This is a genomic window from Chryseobacterium sp. DZ-32 (assembly GCF_059587025.1).
Genome location: NZ_JCAIOM010000007.1, coordinates 204,168 through 225,494, shown reverse-complemented (window position 1 = coordinate 225,494; position 21,327 = coordinate 204,168). Strand labels below are relative to the sequence as shown.

The following is a 21,327-nucleotide window of genomic DNA, read 5'->3' as shown; positions in this document are numbered from 1 at the left end:
TCTTAAATCGATTATCGTGCAGGAAAAATATATAGACGAAACAAAACAGGGCGAAGCTTTTGCTATTGCAGAAAGACCGGAGAACTCTAAAAAACTGTTTTTAGAAAGCTATGGTTGTCAGATGAACTTCTCTGACTCTGAAATTGTTGCATCCATTCTTAATGAACAGGGGTATAATACAACGATGAAAGTTGAAGAAGCTGACCTGATTCTTTTAAATACATGCTCCATCCGCGAAAAAGCGGAACAGACCGTAAGAATGCGTCTTTCTCAGTTCAAAAATCTTAAAAAAGAAAGACCGAATATGACGGTTGGTGTTCTGGGATGTATGGCAGAAAGATTGAAAACCAAGTTTTTAGAAGAAGAACAATTGGTAGATCTTGTTGTAGGTCCTGATGCCTACAGAGACTTACCGAACCTTTTGAAAGAAACTGACGATGGAAGAGATGCCATCAACGTTATTCTTTCCAAAGAAGAGACGTATGCCGATATCAATCCTGTCCGTTTAGGAGGAAACGGTGTTACCGCTTTTGTTACCATTACAAGAGGTTGTGATAATATGTGTACATTCTGTGTGGTTCCATTTACCAGAGGAAGAGAAAGAAGCCGTGACCCACACTCCATTATTGAAGAATGTAAAGATCTTGCCAATAACGGATATAAAGAAATTACCCTTTTAGGACAAAACGTAGACTCTTATCTTTGGTATGGAGGAGGTCCTAAAAAAGATTTTGCCAAAGCATCTGAAATGCAGAAAGCAACAGCCGTAAATTTTGCGCAATTGCTTGATCTGGTAGCTAAAGCTGTTCCTGAGCTGAGAATCAGATTCTCTACTTCCAACCCTCAGGATATGAGTCTGGACGTATTCAGAATGATGGCAAAACATGACAACATCTGTAAATATGTACATCTTCCTGTACAAAGCGGAAGCAATAATATGCTGGAAGCGATGAACAGACAACATACCCGTGAAGAATATCTTGATCTGATCAGAAAAGCAAAAGAAATTGTTCCGGAAGTAGCATTTTCACAGGATATGATCGTAGGATTCTGTAATGAAACAGAAGAAGACCACCAGGATACCTTGAGTCTGATGAGAGAAGTGGAATATGACTACGGTTATATGTTTGCGTACTCAGAAAGGCCGGGAACTCCTGCTCACAAGAAAATGGAAGACAATATTCCGGCTGATGTGAAGCAGAGACGTCTTGCTGAGGTTATTGCCCTTCAGGGAGAGCTTTCAAAACAAAGAATGAAATCCTATGTTGGAAGAGAGCATCAGATTCTGATTGAAGGAATTTCCAAGAAAAATAAAAACCAGTGGAAAGGAAGAAACTCTCAGAATGCCGTATGTGTCTTCGATAAACTGGAAGGACAGAAAATAGGTGACATTGTGAACGTTTTTGTGTATGACAATACGCAAGGCACACTTTTAGGGAGAACAGTTGAATAAAATTAAGTTTCAGGGTCCAAAGGAATTTGGACAGACAAGCGAAAAGATGCTATCACTGAAAAATTTAAAAAGAAAATATATATTCTAAAAAAAATCAACGGGTATATTACCGTAAGATTTTTAGTAAATTGTTACGCAGTTTACAAAATCACTCGAAGGCTGGATGCCGGAAGAGATAAAAGGTTTAAAAGTAGATTATTATCAGGATTTAACCTATAAAATTGAAAATGGAAAAGTTTCAGAGGTATTACCTTAGCTTTTTGTTACTTATCGTTTACACCAATACTATTGCACAGGTCAACTGTAATGCAGTAGAGGGTGAGAACTGCAAAAAAGCTTGTGAGTTATACAACTGGGCTTCAGATTTACAAAGTTTCGCAGAATCTCAGGAAGGCTTTGACAAAACCACTGAATTGTCTTCTGATTTCTCTCATGTATATATGGAAAAAGCCGTTCCATATCTTAAAAACGGAGATTTTGTAACCTGGAAGATTCTAATAGATAAAGCAGTTACCTTAGATCCCGGGATGCACCCTGGTTACAGAGGCTGGACAAAGTTTCAGTTTCTGAGAGGCTATAGAAGTGCAATTCAGGATTTAGAAGGTTTAAATATATATGAGCCTGGAGACTTAGGAAGGTCTCAAAACGGAGACTATAGTACGGACTTAGTAAGAGCGATGTCCTACAGTGCTTCAGGACAGAAAGAAAAAGCAGCTGGGATTATAGAAAGGCTTCTGGCTGCCAGAGGTTATGCGAAGGGAATGTTTGATCATTATCAGCTGGGAATTACCTATCTTGAGCTGGGAAGATATGACAAAGCCCTGGAAAATTTTGAAAAACAAAGCAAAGGGTACGGCTTTGCTGAGAATACATACTTTAAAAGTAAAGTTTCTAAGATCAGAAACAAAGATTATTTGGATTTAAACATGTTAGCCCTGCAAACGTATGATGAAGGAAAGACCTTGAAAGCTGTCTGCACTCATCAATTTAACAAGGTCTACACACAACGGGTTGAAGTGCTGTAGAAGATTAACATTCAATCAATAATCAAAAATTTACTTATGAGCAACGAGCTACAAAACATAAAAAACCGTTTCGGAATTATCGGAAACTTTCCTGCACTCAATCGTGCCCTGGAAAAATCTATCCAGGTTGCACCCACAGATATCTCTGTACTTGTGATTGGAGAAAGTGGGGTGGGAAAAGAATTTATTCCGAAAATCATTCATTCAGAATCCAGAAGAAAACATCAGCCTTATATCGTGGTAAACTGTGGAGCCATTCCGGAAGGAACCATAGACTCTGAGCTATTCGGGCACGAAAAGGGAGCTTTTACAGGAGCTACAGCTACAAGAAAAGGATATTTTGAAGTGGCAGACGGCGGAACCATCTTTTTGGATGAGGTAGGAGAACTTCCCCTGCAGACTCAGGTACGTCTTTTAAGAGTGCTGGAAAGTGGTGAATTTATGAAAGTAGGTTCTTCACAGGTGCAGAAAACCAATGTGAGGATTGTGGCAGCTACCAACGTTAATATGATGAAAGCCATCCATGACGGAAGGTTCCGTGAGGATTTGTATTACCGTTTGAATACTGTTCAGATTGATATGCCTCCTTTGAGAGAAAGAAAAGGAGATATCCATTTGTTATTCAGAAAATTTGCAATAGATTTTGCTGAAAAATACAGAATGCCGGAACTGGAGCTAGAGCAGAGTGCTGTTCACTATATAGAAAGTTATTCTTTCCCGGGGAACGTCCGCCAGCTAAGAAATTTAGTAGAGCAGATGACCGTTGTGGAAAGAAACAGAAATATTACTGCTGAAAAACTTGCCGAGTATATTCCGATGGAAACCCATCTCCCAATGGTCGTAAATACTCAAAGTACTCCCAAGCAGAGCGATTTCGGAAGCGAAAGGGAAATCATGTATAAAATCCTGTTCGATATGAGGAATGATATTAATGATTTAAAATCCTTAACTTCGGAACTGATCAAGAACAGAGGTACAGCAGATCTGAGCAATCATGAGAAAAACCTGATCAACAGAATTTACACTTCTGATAGTCAGTCACAAGTGAATTCCGGGTCGATGTTATATTTTGAAAATAATAATGATACACCGGCCGTTCAGACTCCTACGATTATTTCAAATCCTGATGACAGCTATGAAGATATTGAAGATATCGAAATTGAAGAAAACAGACCGGAATCACTTTCTCTTCAGAATAATGAAAAAGATTTGATTATCAAGGCTTTGGAAAAGCACAAAGGACGTAGAAACAGAGCTGCAGATGAACTGGGAATCTCACAAAGAACTTTATACAGAAAAATAAAACAATATAACCTGGAAGATTAGCACAACATAAATAATGAAAGTCAATTTAACACCTAAGCCGATCAATTTTAAACTCGGAGAATATATTAATAAAGGTTTCGAACTTTTAAAGAAAGATTTCGGAAATATTTTTGTAGCATTTTTAATGTGCTTTATCATGTCGATCATTCCGTTCTGCGGAATATTAGCGATGGGTAATTTATACAAATACCTTCAAAGGCTGAACAGAAACCAGCCGGCAAGTCCCGGAGATATCTTTGATTTTAAAGATTTTATGCCTTATTTTATGCTGCAGTTAATTGTTTTCGGAGGTGTTTTACTGCTTTACATTCCTTTATTTGCTGTGCTGGGTATATCAGGTGCTTTATCTGAGGGTAATGAACCCAATCCAATGGTAGCATTTTTTGTGTTTCCCTATATGTTTTTATTGATTGGAGCGATATATTACTTTGTATTAAAAGGTTTTTATATCATACCATTAATCAGTCTTAAAGGCATCAGGGAAGTAAAAGAAGCATGGGTTATTTCAAAAATAATGACCAAAGGAAATCTATTGTCAATCTTCCTTTTCTCTGTAGTAGTAAGTATTTTGGCTCAGATTGGGATTATTGCCTGCGGGATAGGAATTTTTCTTACCTTACCATTCTTATATACAGCAAATTATTTTGCTTATGAAGATGCTATTCAACAAATTGAGTATGATGAAATTACGGAAATCGGATTTAAAGATGGATTTTAAAATTAAAAATATAAGCCTGAAACAATCATTATTTACGGGAATGCTCTTTGCGTTGCTGGGAGTTTTAAATTCATGCTACAGTTTTACGGGATCGTCTCTTACAGATGAGAAAACAGTTCAGATCAATGAATTTCCCAATAATGCACCGCTGGTAAATCCTGCATTATCACAACAGTTTTCTACAGCAATACAAAACAGATTCCTTCAAAGAACAACTTTGAAGGGAACGAAAGAAAATCCGGATATCCTGATTGAAGGAGAAATTACAGACTATTCCATTACGCCTACCACCATCAGCTCCAATACCCAGACCAACCCTTCTGGTGGAGTGATTCAACAGGCACAGAATAAACTTACGATTACGGTAAAGGTACATTATGAAAATAAAATCCATCCGGATGCAAGTTTTGACAGAACGTATTCTGATGAAGCCGCTTTCAACAGTGATGTATCCTTAAGTCAGATCGAAGACCAGCAGGTAAAACTGGTAACAGATAGAATTATTAACAAGATATTTAACGACATTGTAGCGAACTGGTAAGATGAATCCGAGAGTTTTAGAATTAATAAAAAATCCGAAAAATATTCAGTCTGAAGACCTTGGTCTTTTGAAAGAAGAGATTCACACTTTTCCTTATATTCAGAATATCAGGGCACTTCACCTGTATGGCGTGCATCTGTACGAAAAAGAAAACTATCAGAAAGAGCTTTCTACAACAGCTGCGTATACTACTGATAAGAAAATTCTGTATCAGTTGATTAACGGGAAGATCAAACAAGAGCCCAAACCGGAAATTGTTGAAGAGAAGAAACCTTCTGCAACAATCGAAAAGCCTGCTCAATTAGCTCCAAAGGCAAAATCTTTCCCTATTAAAAGAGAAGAAGATATTTCTTTGGAAAAGCCATCGGAAGAAAAAGAAAATACTTGTGTATTACCAATCTCACAGGAAGCTAAGCCTATTTATGTAAAAGGTGAACGAAACAGAATTTTATTTGAAGGAGAAGAAAACTTCCTGGATGAAGTAAATTCTGAGACCATCGATATTGAATCTACCCTTGAATCAGGAACTCTGGTAACACAAAAGACAGATACTGTAGTTGAAGAACAGGTTCAGGAGGAAGCAGCATCCATACAGACTCAGGGTGATGAAAATGGAGGAGAGAACTTTACACGGGAAACCATCATTCACGAAGAGCAGATTTCTTCAGAAAAAGAGGAAGAAAAGATTGAGGAAGAAGAGAATGTCAGCTTCCATGAAGTAGTCCCTTTAGCACCGGAACTACATATTGAAGAGGCGGTAGCAGAAGAACCTGTAAAAGCTGAATCAACAGCACATAAAACGGAAACTGTTTCTGAGGAAGAATCTGTTCAGCAAGAAGAAATACAAGTTGCAGCAGAAGAGAACGCCGGAGAAAACTTTACACCGGAAACCATCATTGACGAAGATCAGATTTCTCTTGAAAAAGAAGAAGAAAATGGTAATGAAGAAGCGCCTTCAGCGAAATTATCTGATGCGGAAGTAAGCTTCCATGGAACAGAATCGTTTATGCCGGAAGTTAAAATCCAGGCCAACAACGAGGAGATTTCTGAAACAGCTGAAGTATCTCAATCCAATGTAAATAAACATGAGGAAGAGATGAGACGCCTTATTGAAGAAGTTGAAAAGAAAATGAAGGAGGCTAAGCCTGTTGTTCAGGAAGAAAAAGTCGAGCCGGAAGCTTCTGAAGATCATGAAATTAGCTTCGCTGATACCCAAAGTTTCCATTTCTGGTCAACCAGTGAAGAAAAACCTGAAGAAATAAAAGAAGAGCCTGTAAAGGAAGAAGTTGTTGAAAGTCAATCATTTGTAATCGAGGATGTTACATCAGAAATTGCAGAAGAAAAAATACAGGAAACAGCTGAAGTGCAGACTGCATGGAAGCCAATGAGTTTGGAATCCCATTTACCAGATTCATTGATCAGTAAAGCAGAAAAAGCATCAACCCCTGAAATTAAAACTCAGGAAACAGAAGCTGTAACTGTTGCAGAGCCGGAAGTGACTACCGTGGAGTCCAAATCAGGTGAGACAAATGAAATTATTGAAGAAACTGCTCAGGAAGAAGTTTTACCAATAGCAGAAAATTCTGAAGTTGAAAAGGATCATTCTGCTCCGGTTGAATCAGCTCAGGAAGAAAAAACGGAAACAGAAACAGTAAATGAAGATGTTCCTGTAATGAATGTTTCTTTCTTTGGAACCGATATTTCTACCCTTAAGGTTGAAGAAAAGAAACAGGAAGCTGTAGAAAAAGTACAGGAGGTTACTATGAAAAATACCACTCAATCATCAATAGACAGTAATGTTCCGGGTTTTATCAATACATGGCAGAGCTGGCTTAAGATTGACAGAACAGAAGAAACAGTAAAGGACAAAGCCGAAATCAAAGAAAAGGCTATTGAAACCTTTATTGAGAACAATCCCAGAATCAGTCAGCTAAAGGAAGAAAGTACCTATGTTGTAAAAGAAAAGAATGATGATATCTCGCATTTGATGACGGAGACATTAGCTAATCTTTATTTTGAACAGAAACTCTATACAAAGGCAATAAAGGCGTTTGAAATATTAATCAAAAAGAGTCCTGAGAAAAAAGAATATTTTGAATCCAAAATTCAGGATATCAAGGACTTCAGAAGTAAAAACTAAAAAATAAAAAGGTACTGATAAAAACAGTACCTTTTTATTTTATAATTTCTGAGAACTACTTTTACTACTTCTTATTTTTTTCCAGGCCTTTCGTCCAAATACGATAACAACAATTAATGTAATGATGGCAAATATTGCGGCGATAACCGGTGTTGCCATCGCAAGAACAGACATTATACCGGCACCTGCCGTCTCCGTTGTTCCTACCATAGAATTTCCCAAACCTCCTGTAGTAGCAGTGGAAGCAGCCCTTATTCCTGCAAATCCGGAGCTGATCGTAGCAGCCGTACCTCCTCCGGCAATCAATGCCAGTGCCCATTGTGGAAAAGTCCCAAGTTCAGCAAACTGACTGGCAAATAATATGGAACCAGCAACAGTTGCCATAGGTATGGAAACAGTATCCAGTAAATGATCTACAAAAGGGATGTAATAAGCCAGGATCTCTATAACAGTAGCTATTCCTGTTGTAATAAGCGTCGGGAGACCCGCAAGCCATTCAAAATGCTCATTCATCGGAATCCAGTTAAAATAAGAAGCAAGACTTACAACAAACATGGGAAGGAATACCCGGAAGCCTGTAGCTGCCGCCAGTCCAATACCGATAAAAGCACTGATTATATAAGAAAAATAGGGAACATTGTCTAACATATTAATTTTCAGATTTATTGTTTTCCCTAAAAATACAAAAACTATATGATATTTGAAGTAATGTTAATGTCTGAGTTTGGGGTGAGTGATACGTGATCCGAGTCTCGAGCTTTGCAATTCGTGATTTAGCGTAGAGTTAAAAATATTTTATTCATACTTATCTGTGACAATCTGTGCGATCTGTGGGAAATAAAAAGAACTGTAAGAAAATGCCTCACAGTTCTATATTATTTCATCAGAATAGATGATTACTTTTTTTGAGCTTCACAAAGCTTGATGAACTGTGCCTCCACGTCCTGGAATTTCGGTGGCATCTCAGAAGAAACCCAAAACAGCATTGCCATAGATTTTTCTCCAAAGGCCTGCCTGAAAAGATCTTTATTCAGGCGGTAACATTCTCTCAGCAGCCTCTTGATGCGATTCCTGTGCACAGCTCTTTTAAAATATCTTTTAGAAACAGAAACTCCGAATCTTGCAGCTTCTACCGGAAGGTTAGGTTTATCTTTCAGAACAATGATCCTTAGATTTCCACTCGTTCTCCATTTGCCTTTCTCAAAAAGCAAACTGATTTCCGTGTTTTTTTTGAGCTTTTCCGCTCTTGGATATTTGAAGTTCTGCATTAATCTTTCATCTTTTTCACTAAATGATTAATCACTTCAGCGGCTGCATACAATCCGAAAATTGCAGGAATAAAGCTAATGGTACCATAGAATGATTTTTTGAAATTGCTTCCGTCAGTCATTTTTAAGCTTTCCTCCTTTTGAATTTCATTGGAGAACACACATCTGATTCCTTTATTGATTTTTTCTTTCTTAAGCCTTTTTCTTACCTGTTTTGCAAGGAAACAGTTGTGGGTTTTACTGATATCCCTTACCATCACCATACTCGGATCTGTTTTTCCTCCGGCTCCCATAGAACTTACAATCTTGATCTTTCTTCTTCTGGCAGCTTTTATTAAACAGATTTTTGGCGTTACACTGTCAATACAGTCAAGTACATAATCAAACTTTCCGGAATCAAGGATTTCATCCATTCTCTCAGGATTCAGAAACTCATTGATCCTGATTAAATTAAGTTGTGGATTGATATCAAGAAGCCTTTCAGCTACAACCTCTACTTTATGTTTGCCAACAGTAGAATGTAAGGCAGGAAGCTGTCTGTTGATATTTGTAATATCTACGGTGTCTCCATCCACTATGGTCATATTTCCTACGCCGGCCCTGGCAAGAAATTCTGCAGCAAAAGAACCTACTCCTCCTAAGCCTACTACAAGCACATTGGCCTTGATAAGCTTATCCAATCCATCTTCCTTTATCAAAAGTTCAGTCCTTTCCAGCCAGTATTTATCCATTTTTTATTGTATGTAAATTTTCTAAAATTTGTTCATTAAGTTGCCCCAGAGAAATTTCTTTTATTTCCGAAACTTTAAGGTACAATTCTCCGATATTAAAGTCTTCATTGTCAGTTTCTAAAAAGAATTTGTTTAATGGAGTGTTTTTCACAATATCCTGCAAAGATAAATTATACAAAACAGCTTTTCCAAAACTCAGGTAAAAATTATTGGCAAGAAGATCTTCTGCAATTTGACGTTTTTTATTAAAACCATGAATGATCATGGGCTGTTCGGCCTTCTTCCCCAAAGAAATGACCTCATAAAATTTTCTGACACAATGAATGATCATAGGTTTTTCGACTTCATTGGCTATCTTTATCTGTCTTAAAAAAACTTCTTCCTGGATTTTCTGATCAATAGAAACCAAAGAATCCAAACCACATTCACCGATAGCAAAACAGTTTTGAAACATTGTGTCTTCCATCCATGAAAACTGTTGTTCGAGATGGGCAACATCAATATCCTGGGGATGAATTCCGATAGAATAAGGAGAGTCAGGAGGAATTTGCTCTATGTTCAGATTATAAATTCCATTTCTGATATATTTCTTATGATGATGAAAATCAAAAAATTCCATATCCAAAAGTAAGCAATTTCAGATTTAATCTAAAATTATTAAACGATCGTTTATAAATGTGTTAAAAATTTCTTAACTTTACTCAAAGTACACTTCATGAAAAAAAAATTTACAGAAAAACAGATTCACATACTGGATATTGCAGAAGAGCTTATCGCGAAGAAAGGATATGAGGGAACTTCTGTAAGAGATATTTGTTCTAAAGCGAATATCAACGTCGCCATGATTTCTTATTACTTCGGTTCTAAAGAGAAAATGATGTCTTATCTCTATCAGTACAGAGTATTGAAAACAAGAGAGAATTTTTCAGAATTTGCGGATACCATCAAAGAAGGTAAACCTGAAATGCAGCTGCGGGAAATGATCAAGTACATCGTTTCTCAGCTTTTCAAGTATAATTATTTCCATGGTTTTGTAACCCAGGAGCTTCGTCATACGGAGAATCTTAAAGATGAATTGCTGGATTTCTATCAGCTATTCGTGAAAAAACTGGATGAAGTCATTAAGAAAGGTGTTGCATCAGGTGTTTTTACTTTTACACCCAAACCTGAAGATATTCTTACCATGATCATCGGATCCACTTTATTTGTCATCAGGAATAAAAATTTCTATGAACTCTATGTTCCGAGCAAAAATGAGGAAACCTATGCCAAAGAAGCTGAGAAAAAGGTGAGAATGAATCTTTTATTAAGTGTTTTTGCTATTTTGGGATACGCTGCAGACTAAAATTACGTTAAATATTCATAAAAAAAAATCTATTGGCAAAAAAGTTATATTTTTGCAAATTAGTAAATCGGCTGTATAATCCGAAAACTGTTGAATTTTATATATGAAAAAATATATTTTAGGTCTTTTTGCTGTAGCGGTGATTACATCTTGTGTAAGTCAGCAGGAGAGAGCAATGAGAAGTGCTGATAAAGAATTTATCTTAAAGGCAGCTAATGAAAATTTTGCCAAGAAAAAATGGAAAAATGCATTGGCTCTTTACGACAGACTTGCCAATCTTGTGGCGGGAACAGATGATTTTCCTAACGTAGGTTTCAATACAGCTTATGCCAACTATTATGACAAAAGTTATAAGCTGGCAGGACACCAGTTTAAGAATTTTGCAGTAAGTTTTCCAAAAGACCCGAGAGCAGAAGAAGCAGCATATATGTCTGCTTTATGCTACTATGAAGGTTCTATGGATTACAACCTGGATCAGTCGAGTACAGAATTGGCCATTAATGAGCTTCAGGAATTCCTGAACAATTATCCCAACTCTGAAAGATCTAAGAATATCAGCCAATTAATTGATGAATTGTCTTATAAGCTGGAATTTAAAGCTTATGAAAATGCAAGACAATACTACAAAATGGGTGAGTATAAAGCAGCAAACGTAGCATTTGATAATGTGCTGGAAGATTTTCCAAGTACAAAGCTTCGTTCAAAAATTTATGATTATATCATGAAAGCACGTTATGAACTGGCGATGAAATCTGTTTATAATCTTAAAGATGAACGTATTGAGAGCGCGCTTACGTATACAAAGCTTGTAGAGAAAGAGCTTCCTAATACAGAATATTCTAAAACTGCAACAGATCTTAGAGAAAAACTGGAAAAAGAAAAACAAAACTTCGCAGTTGTTAAAAAACAAACTGAAGCCAGAATGGCGGCTTTAACGGCAAGACAGAAAAAAGAAGCTGAAAAACTGGCTGATAAGGATAAAGCTGACCAGCAGATCAAAGATCAGATCAGCAATGAAAAGAAAGCAATGCAGTTACAGAGGGACAGTGCAGCACTTAAAACACCTCCGCCGGCAGCGACTTTCAAAATTCAAAGATAATTCGTAAATTTGCCATCTTAAAATAAAAATAATTTTCTCAAAATGAGTGTAAAAGATACAAAAGCAGAAGTAAATACAATTACTTACGATAAAGATAAGATTGAAGATAAAGTAGGTTCAATCTATGAAGCTATTGTTATCATGGGAAAGAGAGCAGAGCAGATCAATGCGGAGATCCGTACGGAGCTTCACAACAAACTGGATGAATTTGCCGTTCACAATTCTACATTAGAAGAGGTTTTCGAAAACAGAGAACAAATTGAGATCTCTAAACATTACGAAAAGCTTCCAAAGCCAACTTCAATTGCTATTGAAGAATGGTTAAACGGAGATGTTTATTTCAGAAAAACAGAAGAAAGAAAGTAATCTTCTGTGTTTTAATAAATCAAGGTCATAAAGGAATTCACTTCTTTTATGACCTTTGTTGTTTTAAAACCTCATTGTGTGGGAAAAAATAAGTACTTTAGTGTTTCCAAAAATTAGAACTTAATGAGTGTTTCCGGTAAAAAAATACTTATCGCTGTCTCCGGAGGAATTGCGGCATATAAAATCCACTTTCTGATCAGGGATTTTGTGAAAAAAGGTGCCGAAGTACAGGTTATTATGACTCCTGATACAGAAAACTTTGTGACGAAACTAAGCCTGTCTACATTATCCAAAAAACCGGTGTATTCGGATTTTTACAGTGATAACGGAACATGGAACAGCCATGTGGATATGGCTCTGTGGGCAGATGTTATGATTGTTGCCCCATGTACGGCCAATACGCTGTCTAAAATGGTTCACGGGATGTGTGATAATCTCGTTATTGCAACCTATATGTCTGCAAAATGTCCGGTATTCATTGCGCCTGCAATGGACCTTGATATGTATGCACACCCTTCTACCCAAAAAAATCTGGAGCAGGCGGAAAGCTTCGGACATATTATTATTCCGGCGGAAAACGGAGAGCTGGCCAGTGGACTGATCGGGCAGGGAAGAATGGCAGAGCCGGCAACAATTGTTAATGCTGTTGAGCATTATTTTAATTCGGATATCCAATTCCGAAGCCTTGAAGGAAAAACGGTTTTAATTACTGCAGGACCTACCTATGAAGCGATAGATCCTGTAAGATTCATCGGAAACCATTCATCCGGTAAAATGGGATTTTCTCTGGCAGAAGAAGCTTCAAAAAGAGGAGCAAAAGTTATTCTGATTTCCGGTCCAAGTTCTCAGACTATAAACAATCCGAATGTTGAAGTTCATAAAGTGACTTCAGCAAAAGAGATGCTGGCCAAAGTATTTGAATTTTACGACACCATAGACATCGGAATTGCCAGTGCGGCAGTAGCGGATTATGCTCCCAAAGAGGTGGCTAAGGAGAAAATCAAGAAAAACGATGAAAACCTGACGATAGAGCTGGTTAAGAATCCCGATATTCTTAAAACAATGGGTGAAAAGAAAACCCATCAGTTTTTGGTAGGATTTGCCTTGGAAACGCAAAATGAAGAAGAAAATGCCAAAGGAAAACTGGAAAAGAAAAACCTGGATATGATTGTTCTGAACTCTCTGCGTGATGAAGGAGCCGGTTTTAAAAATGATACCAATAAAATCAAAATATTTACCAGAACAGAGAAGAAGGAATTCAATCTGAAATCCAAGGATGATGTAGCGAAAGATATTCTCAATTTTGTTGAGACTCAACTTTTAAAATAATTTTAATAAATTTCCGTTCTCAATTTTTAATAGACAATGAAAAAAATTATAAGTTTATTTTTTCTGTTATTTCTATACACCCAAAGTTTTTCTCAGGAGCTGCTGGCAACGGTGCAGGTAAACGCCAATCAGCTGGGAGGAAGTAACCAGCAGGCCTATAAAGCGTTGGAGAAAAGTCTCAGGGATTTTATCAATAACACCAGCTGGACCGGTAAAAGACTTCAGAATTTTGAAAAAATAAAATGTGCTTTTTCTATTGTTATTTCGGAAAGAGATGTTAACAAATTCAAAGGAACGATTGTGATTCAGGCAGTAAGACCTGTGTACAATACAACCTACGAATCTCCTTTAATTAATCTTCAGGATCAGAGATTTGGCTTTGAATATATTGAGAATGAAAGTCTTATTTTTAATGAAAGACAGTTCTCCGGCAAGAATCTTACGGATGTGGTCAGTTTCTATATTTATGTTGTTTTGGGTCTGGATGCAGATAGCTTCCAGTCTATGGGAGGATCACAATGGTATGCGAAAGCGCAGCAGATTGCACAGAATTCCCAAAACAGGAACTATGAAGGCTGGAACACTATCAATGAGCCGAGAAGCCGTTCTATTTTGATCAACGAAATTATGAACCCTAATTGGAATCAGTTACGTTCCACCATTTATACCTATCACAGAGCAGGTCTGGATAACCTTTTCAACCAGGATCAGACTGCCGGGAAAAAAGTCATTTTCGATGCACTGATGCAATTAAAAATGTATGAGAATAATTTCCAGCAGGCATTCTTCTTTAATCTTTTCATGGATACCAAAAGCGATGAAATTTTCAATATTTTCAATTCCGGGAATAATGGAGGGCTGATTCTAAATGATCTTAAGCAAACAATGATCATCCTCTCACCGAAGAATATAGATAATAAGTGGAATAAATGGAAGGTCTAAAAATTGGTGGATACATTGAAGATGGGCGGTTGATTATTCAAGAGTCAAAAAAACATTTTGTTCCTTCACTAACAACCACTGCCTGCTAATTATGCTTTAATTTAATCGGAGAAGAATGGAAAAAAAACTTATTTTTACAGTTCAAACTCAAATTGGATTATAACCCGGATTATCAATGCTTTCGAGAATTTACATTAAAAACTTTGCCCTGATTGATACCCTTGAAGTATCATTGAAGAATGGTTTACAGGTCATTACCGGAGAAACCGGGGCGGGTAAATCGATCATCTTAGGTGCTCTCAGGCTTATTTTAGGTGAAAGAGCAGATGTAAAATCAATCGCCAAAGCTGAAGAAAAAAGTGTGGTGGAAACCGAGTTTTCCCTCAATAACCAGTTTAAAAAATTCTTTATAGAGAACGACCTGGACTATGAGCTGCAGACTATTATCCGAAGAGAAATACTTCCTTCAGGGAAATCGCGGGCATTTATCAATGATGTGCCGGTAACGCTGGATATTCTTAGAGAGCTTTCCTCACAACTGATCGATATCCATTCCCAATTTGAAACATCCAATCTTTTTACTTCAGAATACCAGTTTAAAATTATCGACGGACTTTCTGAAAATAAAAAAATCATTGAAGAGTATCAACAGGAATTTTCTGAGTTTCAAACGCTGAAATTGTTGTTGAAAAAATTAAAGACCCAACTTTCAGAATCTAATAAAGAAAGCGATTATAAAGAATTTTTGCTCAACGAACTGGAAGAGCTTAAGCTTGATGATGTTGATTTTGAAGATGTTCAGAACCAGCTTTCCATTCAGGAAAATGCGGGAATGATCTCTGAAAATGTAGGCCAGATCTTATCCAGATTTCATCAGGAGGAAATAGGAATTCTGTCATTCTTTAACGAAGCGACCAACAAACTGTCAAAAATTTCCGAAGTTTCTACGAGTTTCGCAGAACTAGATGAAAGGCTGGAAACCACCTTTGTAGAGCTTAAAGACATCATTTCCGAACTGGAACATGAAGCGGAAAGAGTGGAAATTAATCCTGAAAACCTGATCTACCTTACCGATCTTAATAATAAAATCAATGCCTTATTCCTTAAACATAATGTTTCAGATCTTAATGAACTGATTGAGATCAGAAATCAGCTGGCCGGAGACCAGAGAGGAGCTTCGGATCTGGAATTACAGATTGAAGAAACAGAAGAAAATATCTCTCAAAAAGAAAAAACACTTCAAAGCCTTGCTGCAAAACTTTCAAAGAACAGACACAAGAATGTTCCTGTTTTCATCAAAAAAGCAGAAGGACTTCTTAAAAAGCTAGGTCTCGAAAAGGCAAAAGTGGATATAGAATTACACGATGCAGATGAATTCAACCCGTTTGGGAAAGAAAATATCCAGCTGTTGTTTCAGGCCAACTCCGGTTTCCCTTTAAAACCGATCCAAACGGCCATTTCCGGAGGAGAAAGATCAAGAGTAATGCTTGCCGTAAAGAAGATTATTGCAGAAAGTGATGAACTGCCAACCCTTATTCTGGACGAAATTGATACTGGTGTTTCAGGAAAAGTAGCTGAAGAGATCGGAAATCTGATGCGCGAAATGTCTGAAGACATGCAATTGATTGTTATTTCCCACCTTGCACAGGTCGCAGCCAAAGGAAATGATAATTACAAAGTGGTGAAACAGGATATTTCCGGCAGAACACAATCTACTATTATTCCTTTGAGCAGTGAAGAAAAACTGAACGAGATTGCCCAGTTACTTTCCGGAAGTAAAATTACGGAAGCAGCGCTGGCACAGGCTAAAGAATTAATAGGCTAATTCAGCCAATTATAAACCCGATTTCTCACCTCTGTAAACAGTTAGTATTAGCGATGTCATCCTGAGCCTGTCGAAGGATTTACTATTTTCCTAACTCTTCAATTCTTTTTTCAGAGCTTCTATTGCTGCATCTTTTTGCAGGATTTCCTTTTTCAGCATCTCAATGTAAAGTATAAATGGCAGGTCGCTACTTCCGAACTATAATTTTAAAACAAATATGTCCTGTTAACCGTTAGCTTCCATTGGAGATTAATCTGGTCCCATCGGGATCTGCTGTTAGAAAAATGAAATCCCCGTAGCCCATAAAGCTCCGTAGGAGCGACCTGTTAATTCATACCGGAAATATTGAAATTTTCAATGTATTGATACATTTATCACTCAGTCATGTTTCAATACTATATTTTTTTGCAGTGGTGAAAATGTATTTTTATTACGACATGTTCTGTCGCTTTGAGAGAATATTTTTGTATTAAGTTAAAGCAATATTCACATAATCATGTTAAAAAATGTTAAATTTGCCAGGTTTTTATAAACGGGTCCATTATAGCTAAAAAACAATAACTATGAAATTTTTATTCGATTACATCCATTCGGTGTATATTCTTCAATTATTTCTAAATATTTAAAAATCAAATTCGTATGTACAAATTCAGATAGATTTTTATGCATGTGAAATACACTAATTTTTGCATCAAAGAATACTATATTTGAAATATTCTTTATCCTGTAAAGGGATCTGATTCTCAGGAACGGATAAGGATTAAAAAGAACCGGATCTAACCATGATCTATCATAATAACAATGTTAACTAAATAAACACAGGAATGAAAAAAATCTCTCTCAGTGCATTCATTCTATGCACAGCATTGGGCGCATCTGCGCAGGAATTGGTATGGCAGAAAGACATCCAATCTTCTACTCAGGATTTTCTAAGTCAGGTTACAACAACCATTGATCAGCAGTATTTGATCACAGGAAGTTCTATTCAAAGCAATAAGCAACAAGCTTTAGGCAGTAAGCAAAATAACGGTTACGATTTTCATTTAGTAAAACTGAACCAGCAGGGACAAGAAGTCTGGGAGAAATATTTCTCAGGACAAAACCATGATTATCTGTCTGCTACAGTGACGACACAGGATGGCGGATTTCTTTTGGCCGGAACATCTTATTCTGGAAAAGGATTGGATAAAAAAGAAGATTCTAAAGGAGGATCAGATATCTGGCTGATCAGAATCAATGAATTTGGTGATGAACTATGGCAAAAAACTCTTGGAAGTTCTTCTGATGAAGAAGCCAGAGCTGTTATCCAAACTACAGACTTAGGATTCTTTGTTACAGGGAATGTCCAAAACTCATCAAAGGGCTATGGTTCCAAAGATGTTTTAATTACCCGATTAGACAAAGACGGAAAAGAATTATCACAATTGATTTTAGGAGGAAAAGGGTTAGACGAAGTAGAGAAGATGATTCCAACGAAAGACGGAGGAGCGCTATTAGGAATTTATTCGAGGAGTTCTGAAGTAAAGGCGGGAAGCAGGAAGCTGGAGGCTGGAAGTGGTGTGAAGATCGACTCTTATTCCAAAGTCAGCAGCAACTTCGGTGAAGGCGACTACTGGATTGTTAAGTTGGACAAAAACGGGAACGTTGAATGGGAAAAGAATTTCGGAGGGAAAGGTGATGATCATATCAGAACGCTGGCATTAACTTCCAATGGATTTATAGTTGGTGGGGAATCCAGATCGGAAAGATCAGGAAACAAAACCGTCGGATTAGAGGAAGGAACAGACCTTTGGCTGATTGCTTTAAATGAAAGAGGAGATGAACAGTGGCAGAAATCTTACAATTTCAAGAACCGTGATATCCTGATGGGAATGAGTGTAATAAGCGGGAAGCAGGAAGATGGAAGCGGGAAATCTAAAGGCATTCTGTTAGGAGGTTATACGCAGGCAGAAGGAAGAGTAGAAACTGATGATGAGACCTTCTGGATGCTCTATCTTGATCCAAACGGAAATGAACAGTGGAGAAAACATGTAAAAGGAGAATCCAGAAAAAAGGAAGAAAGGCTTTCTGATTTAAAGCTGAACAGAGACGGTTCTATTGTTTTGGCCGGAACCAGTGCTGAAGAACTGGGTAAAGAAAACTGGAAGATTGTGAAACTGGGAGATAAACAGGTTGATCAGTTAATCGAGAAATATGATATCAAAATCTATCCGAATCCTGTTTCAGACTATGCTTATGTGGAAATTGGTTTTGATCCTTCGACAGGCTCAGGACAGGGTTTTAAGGATGCAGAAATTCTCTTATATGATATGAGTGGAAGACAGCTTCAGAGTATAAAAACTAAGAACAAAGTAACTAAGATCAATACCCAGGCTTTGGTGCAGGGAGCTTATCTGGTGACGATAAAAACGGATAACAATAAAACGGCAAATGCTAAACTGATTAAGAAATAAAAACACAGATCATGAAAAAAACATTGCTATTACTGGTATGTACTTTATATTTTACATTATATACCGGACAAAGTGCAAATATTGAAATTACAAGGCCAACACCCTCTGCCGCAGGGTTGTCTACTTACACTACAATGCCTGTTTCGATACAAACCGGAATACCGGATATTTCTTATCCGTTAATCAATCTTGGAACGGGTAATAAGCCGGTTAGCATCAATTTAGGAATTAGCTATCATGCAGGTAATACCCTCAATGATGAATGGGTAAGTGAAGTAGGACGAGGATGGTCGTTTTTTGGAGGAGGTGTTGTCTCCCGGGAGATCGTAGGAGATTTTGACGAATCATTTGATGATAGCAGCTATAGTCATTATATCAAAAATGAATTTAATGATATTTATAATTTCAGTACTCCTGAGGAATCGGGAAAATTTAAGATAGTCAGGGATATTGCCAATAATACATTTAGTGTTGTAAAGCTTACCCCCTATACCTCTAAAGTAGAATATCAGCGCACTGCCAATCAGGCCACTCTTATTTTAAATTCCTTTACGATAACAAGTGAAACGGGAATTCAATATGTTTTCAGTGATTATGATATTAACCAGATGACGGTATGGAAATTCGATCGTCCTTCCGGAGCTCAATATGCCGATCAGAAATACAGAAGTGCTTTTTACCTTTCCTCTGTTCTTGACGAAAATGGTCAGGAACTGGTAAAGTATATTTATTTACGGGATCTGAAATATGCTCCCGGTTCAGGAAATCAGATTATCGATGCAGAATCCAATAAACTTAGCCGCATAGAAGTTAAAGGGCGGGGAATTATAGAAATGAACTATGATAGAAATGAAGAATATGCTGAGCACAATGATATATTTGCCATTACCAGTATTGTATTAAAGACTGCAAATAATACTTTTGTTAAGAAATATACGTTCGATTATTCTTATAAGCCTGCAAGCGGGTCTCCGGCACTCCGAAGGTATTTGAATTCTTTCAGCCAGGTAGATCAGAGCGGAGCTGCCATTGAAAAATATGCATTTACTTATGAGAATGTATTCTATCCTGATCAAAATAATCAAATGATCAATAGTGGTATTTCTGAACTGAAAAGAATTCAGTTACCAACACGCGGAATGATTGAATATAATTTTGGCTTTCCGACGAGGGATACTGAAAGAATAGAAACCCTTCCTATTCCTAAAGTACTTCTTACTGATATTTCATTTACAAGGGCCAATGGGCAAAGAAAATATGCTTTTACCTTAACAGATACTAAAACTCTTGATATAGATGCTACAGGGATCGGGCAGGTAGCGGCTTTTCCATGGGCGCTCCAATTCTGGAAAAAAGAAGGAAGCACCTATGTGATTTCGCATAGTTTAGGAGAACCGATAGATCCTGTCTCTGGTTTTGAATATGTGCAAAGCAGGACATTTGAGCCTGGAGAGTATTATCTTGATTTGTATTGTAATGATATGTCATGTCCCACTACTACATTAAGTGATCCTGCTGTTGTTCAGATATGGCGTGAAGGGGACGGTCCGGCTGCTCAGGTCACTATTAAAGAACGTCAGATGACAGGTCCTGCAAGGATTAAAAATATCAAATATTATAACGCTTCTGCAATTGATGCTGCCAATCCTCCTGCACCGGCGAAAATAGAAGAATACGAATATAATAAGTTCGATGATGCCGGGGTTTCCAGTGGATTTTCGGTGGGAGATACCAGGATTTATAAAAATGTAAAAGTTTCCAGTGGCAATAATATGGGGTATACCAAATATTATTTTAAGGCACCGGATGCTTATCCTCAGCAGGGAGATTTCTGGCCTCATTACAATCTTACCCGTGAAGGTCTCCTTGATAAAAAAGAAGTTTATAATGCATCGGATCAAAAAATATCTGAGGATACATATGATTATACAATAGAAGAATTTGACGGGCCGCTCTATAATTTACTTTCATTACAGGTAAAAACATCATGGATCAGGAACAATAAAGTGACCTCTAAAAGTTATTTTGACTCAGGAACAATAGAGATGAAGAATGAGATCTTCAGAAATACCCATAACAATAAACCTAATCTTGAGCGCACTACTTCTTTTGATGGCAGTATTCAGGAGACCACCTATCAATATGCGCTGGAGAAAAATAATCAGAAGCTGCTAAGCTCCAATATGGTTGGCCTGCCTTTAGAAACAACTTCCGTACTGAAGAAAAACGCTGCTGATCCCGGAAAAGTAATGGCAAGAACAGAAACCATGTATGAAAATCCGGGAAATAAATACCCCTCTTCAGTCAGATCGTATGATTCTCAGAATCTTTTATCTTCCGAAGTTACTTTCAACAGGTATGATCTCAAAGGGAATCTGGAGCAGTATACCATTAAGGGAGGGATTCCTGTTTCGATGATCTGGGGCTATAATAAAACACAGCCTATTGCTAAAGTAGAGGGAGCTGCTTATGATCAGGTCTTTCCGTATTTGGGAGATATTATAGCAAAATCTGATGCGGTTGTTGTCTCAGAACAGGATCTTCAAAATGCTTTGGATGTGTTCAGAAACAATGCCAATCTTAAAGATTATCAGATCACCACTTATGTATATGATTCCCAGGCAAGGATGAAAATGACGACTCCGCCTACGGGAATCCGTGTGGTTTATCAATATGATACGGCAGGAAGGCTTGAAAAAATAGAAGATGAAACCGGGAAGCTGCTGAAGAAATACCAGTACAATACCGGACATTGATCATGAAGTA

The 21,327-nt window shown here is 37.3% G+C and carries 18 protein-coding genes; 14 read left to right on the top strand and 4 right to left on the bottom strand.

Annotated features, from left to right (window positions below):
• Positions 1–16: 16 nt before the first annotated feature.
• The 6 genes from miaB (at position 17) to AC59HC_RS10145 (ending at position 7,203) form a co-directional block, all read left to right on the top strand.
• On the top strand, positions 17–1,453 hold the full coding sequence (gene miaB / locus AC59HC_RS10170) for a tRNA (N6-isopentenyl adenosine(37)-C2)-methylthiotransferase MiaB (RefSeq protein ID WP_202840103.1): 1,437 nt from the start codon (positions 17–19) through the stop codon (positions 1,451–1,453).
• Between the two features lie 227 nt (positions 1,454–1,680).
• Positions 1,681–2,478, top strand: coding sequence for a tetratricopeptide repeat protein (locus tag AC59HC_RS10165; protein WP_411414549.1), 798 nt, complete (start codon positions 1,681–1,683; stop codon positions 2,476–2,478).
• A 36-nt stretch (positions 2,479–2,514) separates the two neighbouring features.
• On the top strand, positions 2,515–3,804 hold the full coding sequence (locus tag AC59HC_RS10160; RefSeq protein WP_202840099.1) for a sigma-54 interaction domain-containing protein: 1,290 nt from the start codon (positions 2,515–2,517) through the stop codon (positions 3,802–3,804).
• Between the two features lie 13 nt (positions 3,805–3,817).
• Positions 3,818–4,522, top strand: a complete 705-nt coding sequence (locus AC59HC_RS10155; RefSeq protein WP_202840097.1) for a hypothetical protein — start codon at positions 3,818–3,820, stop codon at positions 4,520–4,522.
• Positions 4,512–5,063, top strand: a complete 552-nt coding sequence (locus AC59HC_RS10150) for an LptE family protein (RefSeq protein WP_110011536.1) — start codon at positions 4,512–4,514, stop codon at positions 5,061–5,063. The genes AC59HC_RS10155 and AC59HC_RS10150 overlap by 11 nt, the downstream gene beginning before the upstream one ends.
• Position 5,064: 1 nt before the next feature.
• Positions 5,065–7,203, top strand: a complete 2,139-nt coding sequence (locus AC59HC_RS10145) for a DUF8458 domain-containing protein (protein WP_496558530.1) — start codon at positions 5,065–5,067, stop codon at positions 7,201–7,203.
• Between the two features lie 39 nt (positions 7,204–7,242).
• Here AC59HC_RS10145 and AC59HC_RS10140 read toward each other — a convergent pair whose 3' ends face one another.
• The 4 genes from AC59HC_RS10140 to AC59HC_RS10125 form a co-directional block, all read right to left on the bottom strand.
• Entirely contained in the window at positions 7,243–7,851 is a 609-nt protein-coding gene (locus AC59HC_RS10140) for a DUF4126 domain-containing protein (RefSeq protein ID WP_496558529.1), read from the bottom strand.
• 248 nt (positions 7,852–8,099) lie between these two features.
• Positions 8,100–8,471 (bottom strand): ribonuclease P protein component, encoded by a 372-nt coding sequence (gene rnpA / locus AC59HC_RS10135; protein WP_202840091.1) that lies wholly within the window; start codon positions 8,469–8,471, stop codon positions 8,100–8,102.
• Entirely contained in the window at positions 8,471–9,202 is a 732-nt protein-coding gene (locus AC59HC_RS10130) for a tRNA threonylcarbamoyladenosine dehydratase (RefSeq protein WP_110011532.1), read from the bottom strand. Before AC59HC_RS10130 ends, rnpA begins: the two co-directional genes overlap by 1 nt.
• A complete protein-coding gene (locus AC59HC_RS10125; protein ID WP_202840090.1) occupies positions 9,195–9,821 on the bottom strand; it encodes a TatD family hydrolase in 627 nt (208 codons plus the stop codon). Before AC59HC_RS10125 ends, AC59HC_RS10130 begins: the two co-directional genes overlap by 8 nt.
• Before the next feature lie 96 nt (positions 9,822–9,917).
• Here AC59HC_RS10125 and AC59HC_RS10120 point away from each other — a divergent pair, with 96 nt between their 5' ends.
• The 8 genes from AC59HC_RS10120 (at position 9,918) to AC59HC_RS10085 (ending at position 21,317) form a co-directional block, all read left to right on the top strand.
• The gene (locus tag AC59HC_RS10120) at positions 9,918–10,547 is read left to right on the top strand and encodes a TetR/AcrR family transcriptional regulator (RefSeq protein ID WP_034692722.1); all 630 of its coding nucleotides are present in this window, start codon (positions 9,918–9,920) and stop codon (positions 10,545–10,547) included.
• 103 nt (positions 10,548–10,650) lie between these two features.
• Positions 10,651–11,646 (top strand): outer membrane protein assembly factor BamD, encoded by a 996-nt coding sequence (locus AC59HC_RS10115; protein ID WP_110011530.1) that lies wholly within the window; start codon positions 10,651–10,653, stop codon positions 11,644–11,646.
• Between the two features lie 42 nt (positions 11,647–11,688).
• On the top strand, positions 11,689–12,012 hold the full coding sequence (locus AC59HC_RS10110; protein WP_029298198.1) for a DNA-directed RNA polymerase subunit omega: 324 nt from the start codon (positions 11,689–11,691) through the stop codon (positions 12,010–12,012).
• Between the two features lie 123 nt (positions 12,013–12,135).
• Positions 12,136–13,341 carry a bifunctional phosphopantothenoylcysteine decarboxylase/phosphopantothenate--cysteine ligase CoaBC gene (coaBC, locus tag AC59HC_RS10105; RefSeq protein ID WP_202840089.1) on the top strand — a complete coding sequence of 402 codons (1,206 nt, stop codon included), beginning with the start codon at positions 12,136–12,138 and terminating at the stop codon, positions 13,339–13,341.
• Between the two features lie 36 nt (positions 13,342–13,377).
• The gene (gene porD, locus AC59HC_RS10100; protein WP_202840088.1) at positions 13,378–14,283 is read left to right on the top strand and encodes a type IX secretion system protein PorD; all 906 of its coding nucleotides are present in this window, start codon (positions 13,378–13,380) and stop codon (positions 14,281–14,283) included.
• Between the two features lie 175 nt (positions 14,284–14,458).
• Complete coding sequence (locus AC59HC_RS10095) at positions 14,459–16,108, top strand: DNA repair protein RecN (protein ID WP_496558528.1); 1,650 nt, start codon at positions 14,459–14,461, stop codon at positions 16,106–16,108.
• Between the two features lie 824 nt (positions 16,109–16,932).
• Entirely contained in the window at positions 16,933–18,561 is a 1,629-nt protein-coding gene (locus AC59HC_RS10090) for a T9SS type A sorting domain-containing protein (protein ID WP_496558527.1), read from the top strand.
• 11 nt (positions 18,562–18,572) lie between these two features.
• Positions 18,573–21,317 carry a hypothetical protein gene (locus tag AC59HC_RS10085; RefSeq protein ID WP_496558526.1) on the top strand — a complete coding sequence of 915 codons (2,745 nt, stop codon included), beginning with the start codon at positions 18,573–18,575 and terminating at the stop codon, positions 21,315–21,317.
• Positions 21,318–21,327 lie beyond the last annotated feature (10 nt).

Bases quoted from the DNA above. Each gene is read 5' to 3' on its own strand.
- AC59HC_RS10165 (WP_411414549.1), top strand. From the start codon at position 1,681: ATGGAAAAGTTTCAGAGGTATTACCTTAGCTTTTTGTTACTTATCGTT.
- AC59HC_RS10160 (WP_202840099.1), top strand. From the start codon at position 2,515: ATGAGCAACGAGCTACAAAACATAAAAAACCGTTTCGGAATTATCGGA.
- AC59HC_RS10155 (WP_202840097.1), top strand. From the start codon at position 3,818: ATGAAAGTCAATTTAACACCTAAGCCGATCAATTTTAAACTCGGAGAA.
- AC59HC_RS10150 (WP_110011536.1), top strand. From the start codon at position 4,512: ATGGATTTTAAAATTAAAAATATAAGCCTGAAACAATCATTATTTACG.
- AC59HC_RS10145 (WP_496558530.1), top strand. From the start codon at position 5,065: ATGAATCCGAGAGTTTTAGAATTAATAAAAAATCCGAAAAATATTCAG.
- AC59HC_RS10140 (WP_496558529.1), bottom strand. From the start codon at position 7,851: ATGTTAGACAATGTTCCCTATTTTTCTTATATAATCAGTGCTTTTATC.
- rnpA (WP_202840091.1), bottom strand. From the start codon at position 8,471: ATGCAGAACTTCAAATATCCAAGAGCGGAAAAGCTCAAAAAAAACACG.
- AC59HC_RS10130 (WP_110011532.1), bottom strand. From the start codon at position 9,202: ATGGATAAATACTGGCTGGAAAGGACTGAACTTTTGATAAAGGAAGAT.
- AC59HC_RS10125 (WP_202840090.1), bottom strand. From the start codon at position 9,821: ATGGAATTTTTTGATTTTCATCATCATAAGAAATATATCAGAAATGGA.
- AC59HC_RS10120 (WP_034692722.1), top strand. From the start codon at position 9,918: ATGAAAAAAAAATTTACAGAAAAACAGATTCACATACTGGATATTGCA.
- AC59HC_RS10115 (WP_110011530.1), top strand. From the start codon at position 10,651: ATGAAAAAATATATTTTAGGTCTTTTTGCTGTAGCGGTGATTACATCT.
- AC59HC_RS10110 (WP_029298198.1), top strand. From the start codon at position 11,689: ATGAGTGTAAAAGATACAAAAGCAGAAGTAAATACAATTACTTACGAT.
- coaBC (WP_202840089.1), top strand. From the start codon at position 12,136: ATGAGTGTTTCCGGTAAAAAAATACTTATCGCTGTCTCCGGAGGAATT.
- porD (WP_202840088.1), top strand. From the start codon at position 13,378: ATGAAAAAAATTATAAGTTTATTTTTTCTGTTATTTCTATACACCCAA.
- AC59HC_RS10095 (WP_496558528.1), top strand. From the start codon at position 14,459: ATGCTTTCGAGAATTTACATTAAAAACTTTGCCCTGATTGATACCCTT.
- AC59HC_RS10090 (WP_496558527.1), top strand. From the start codon at position 16,933: ATGAAAAAAATCTCTCTCAGTGCATTCATTCTATGCACAGCATTGGGC.
- AC59HC_RS10085 (WP_496558526.1), top strand. From the start codon at position 18,573: ATGAAAAAAACATTGCTATTACTGGTATGTACTTTATATTTTACATTA.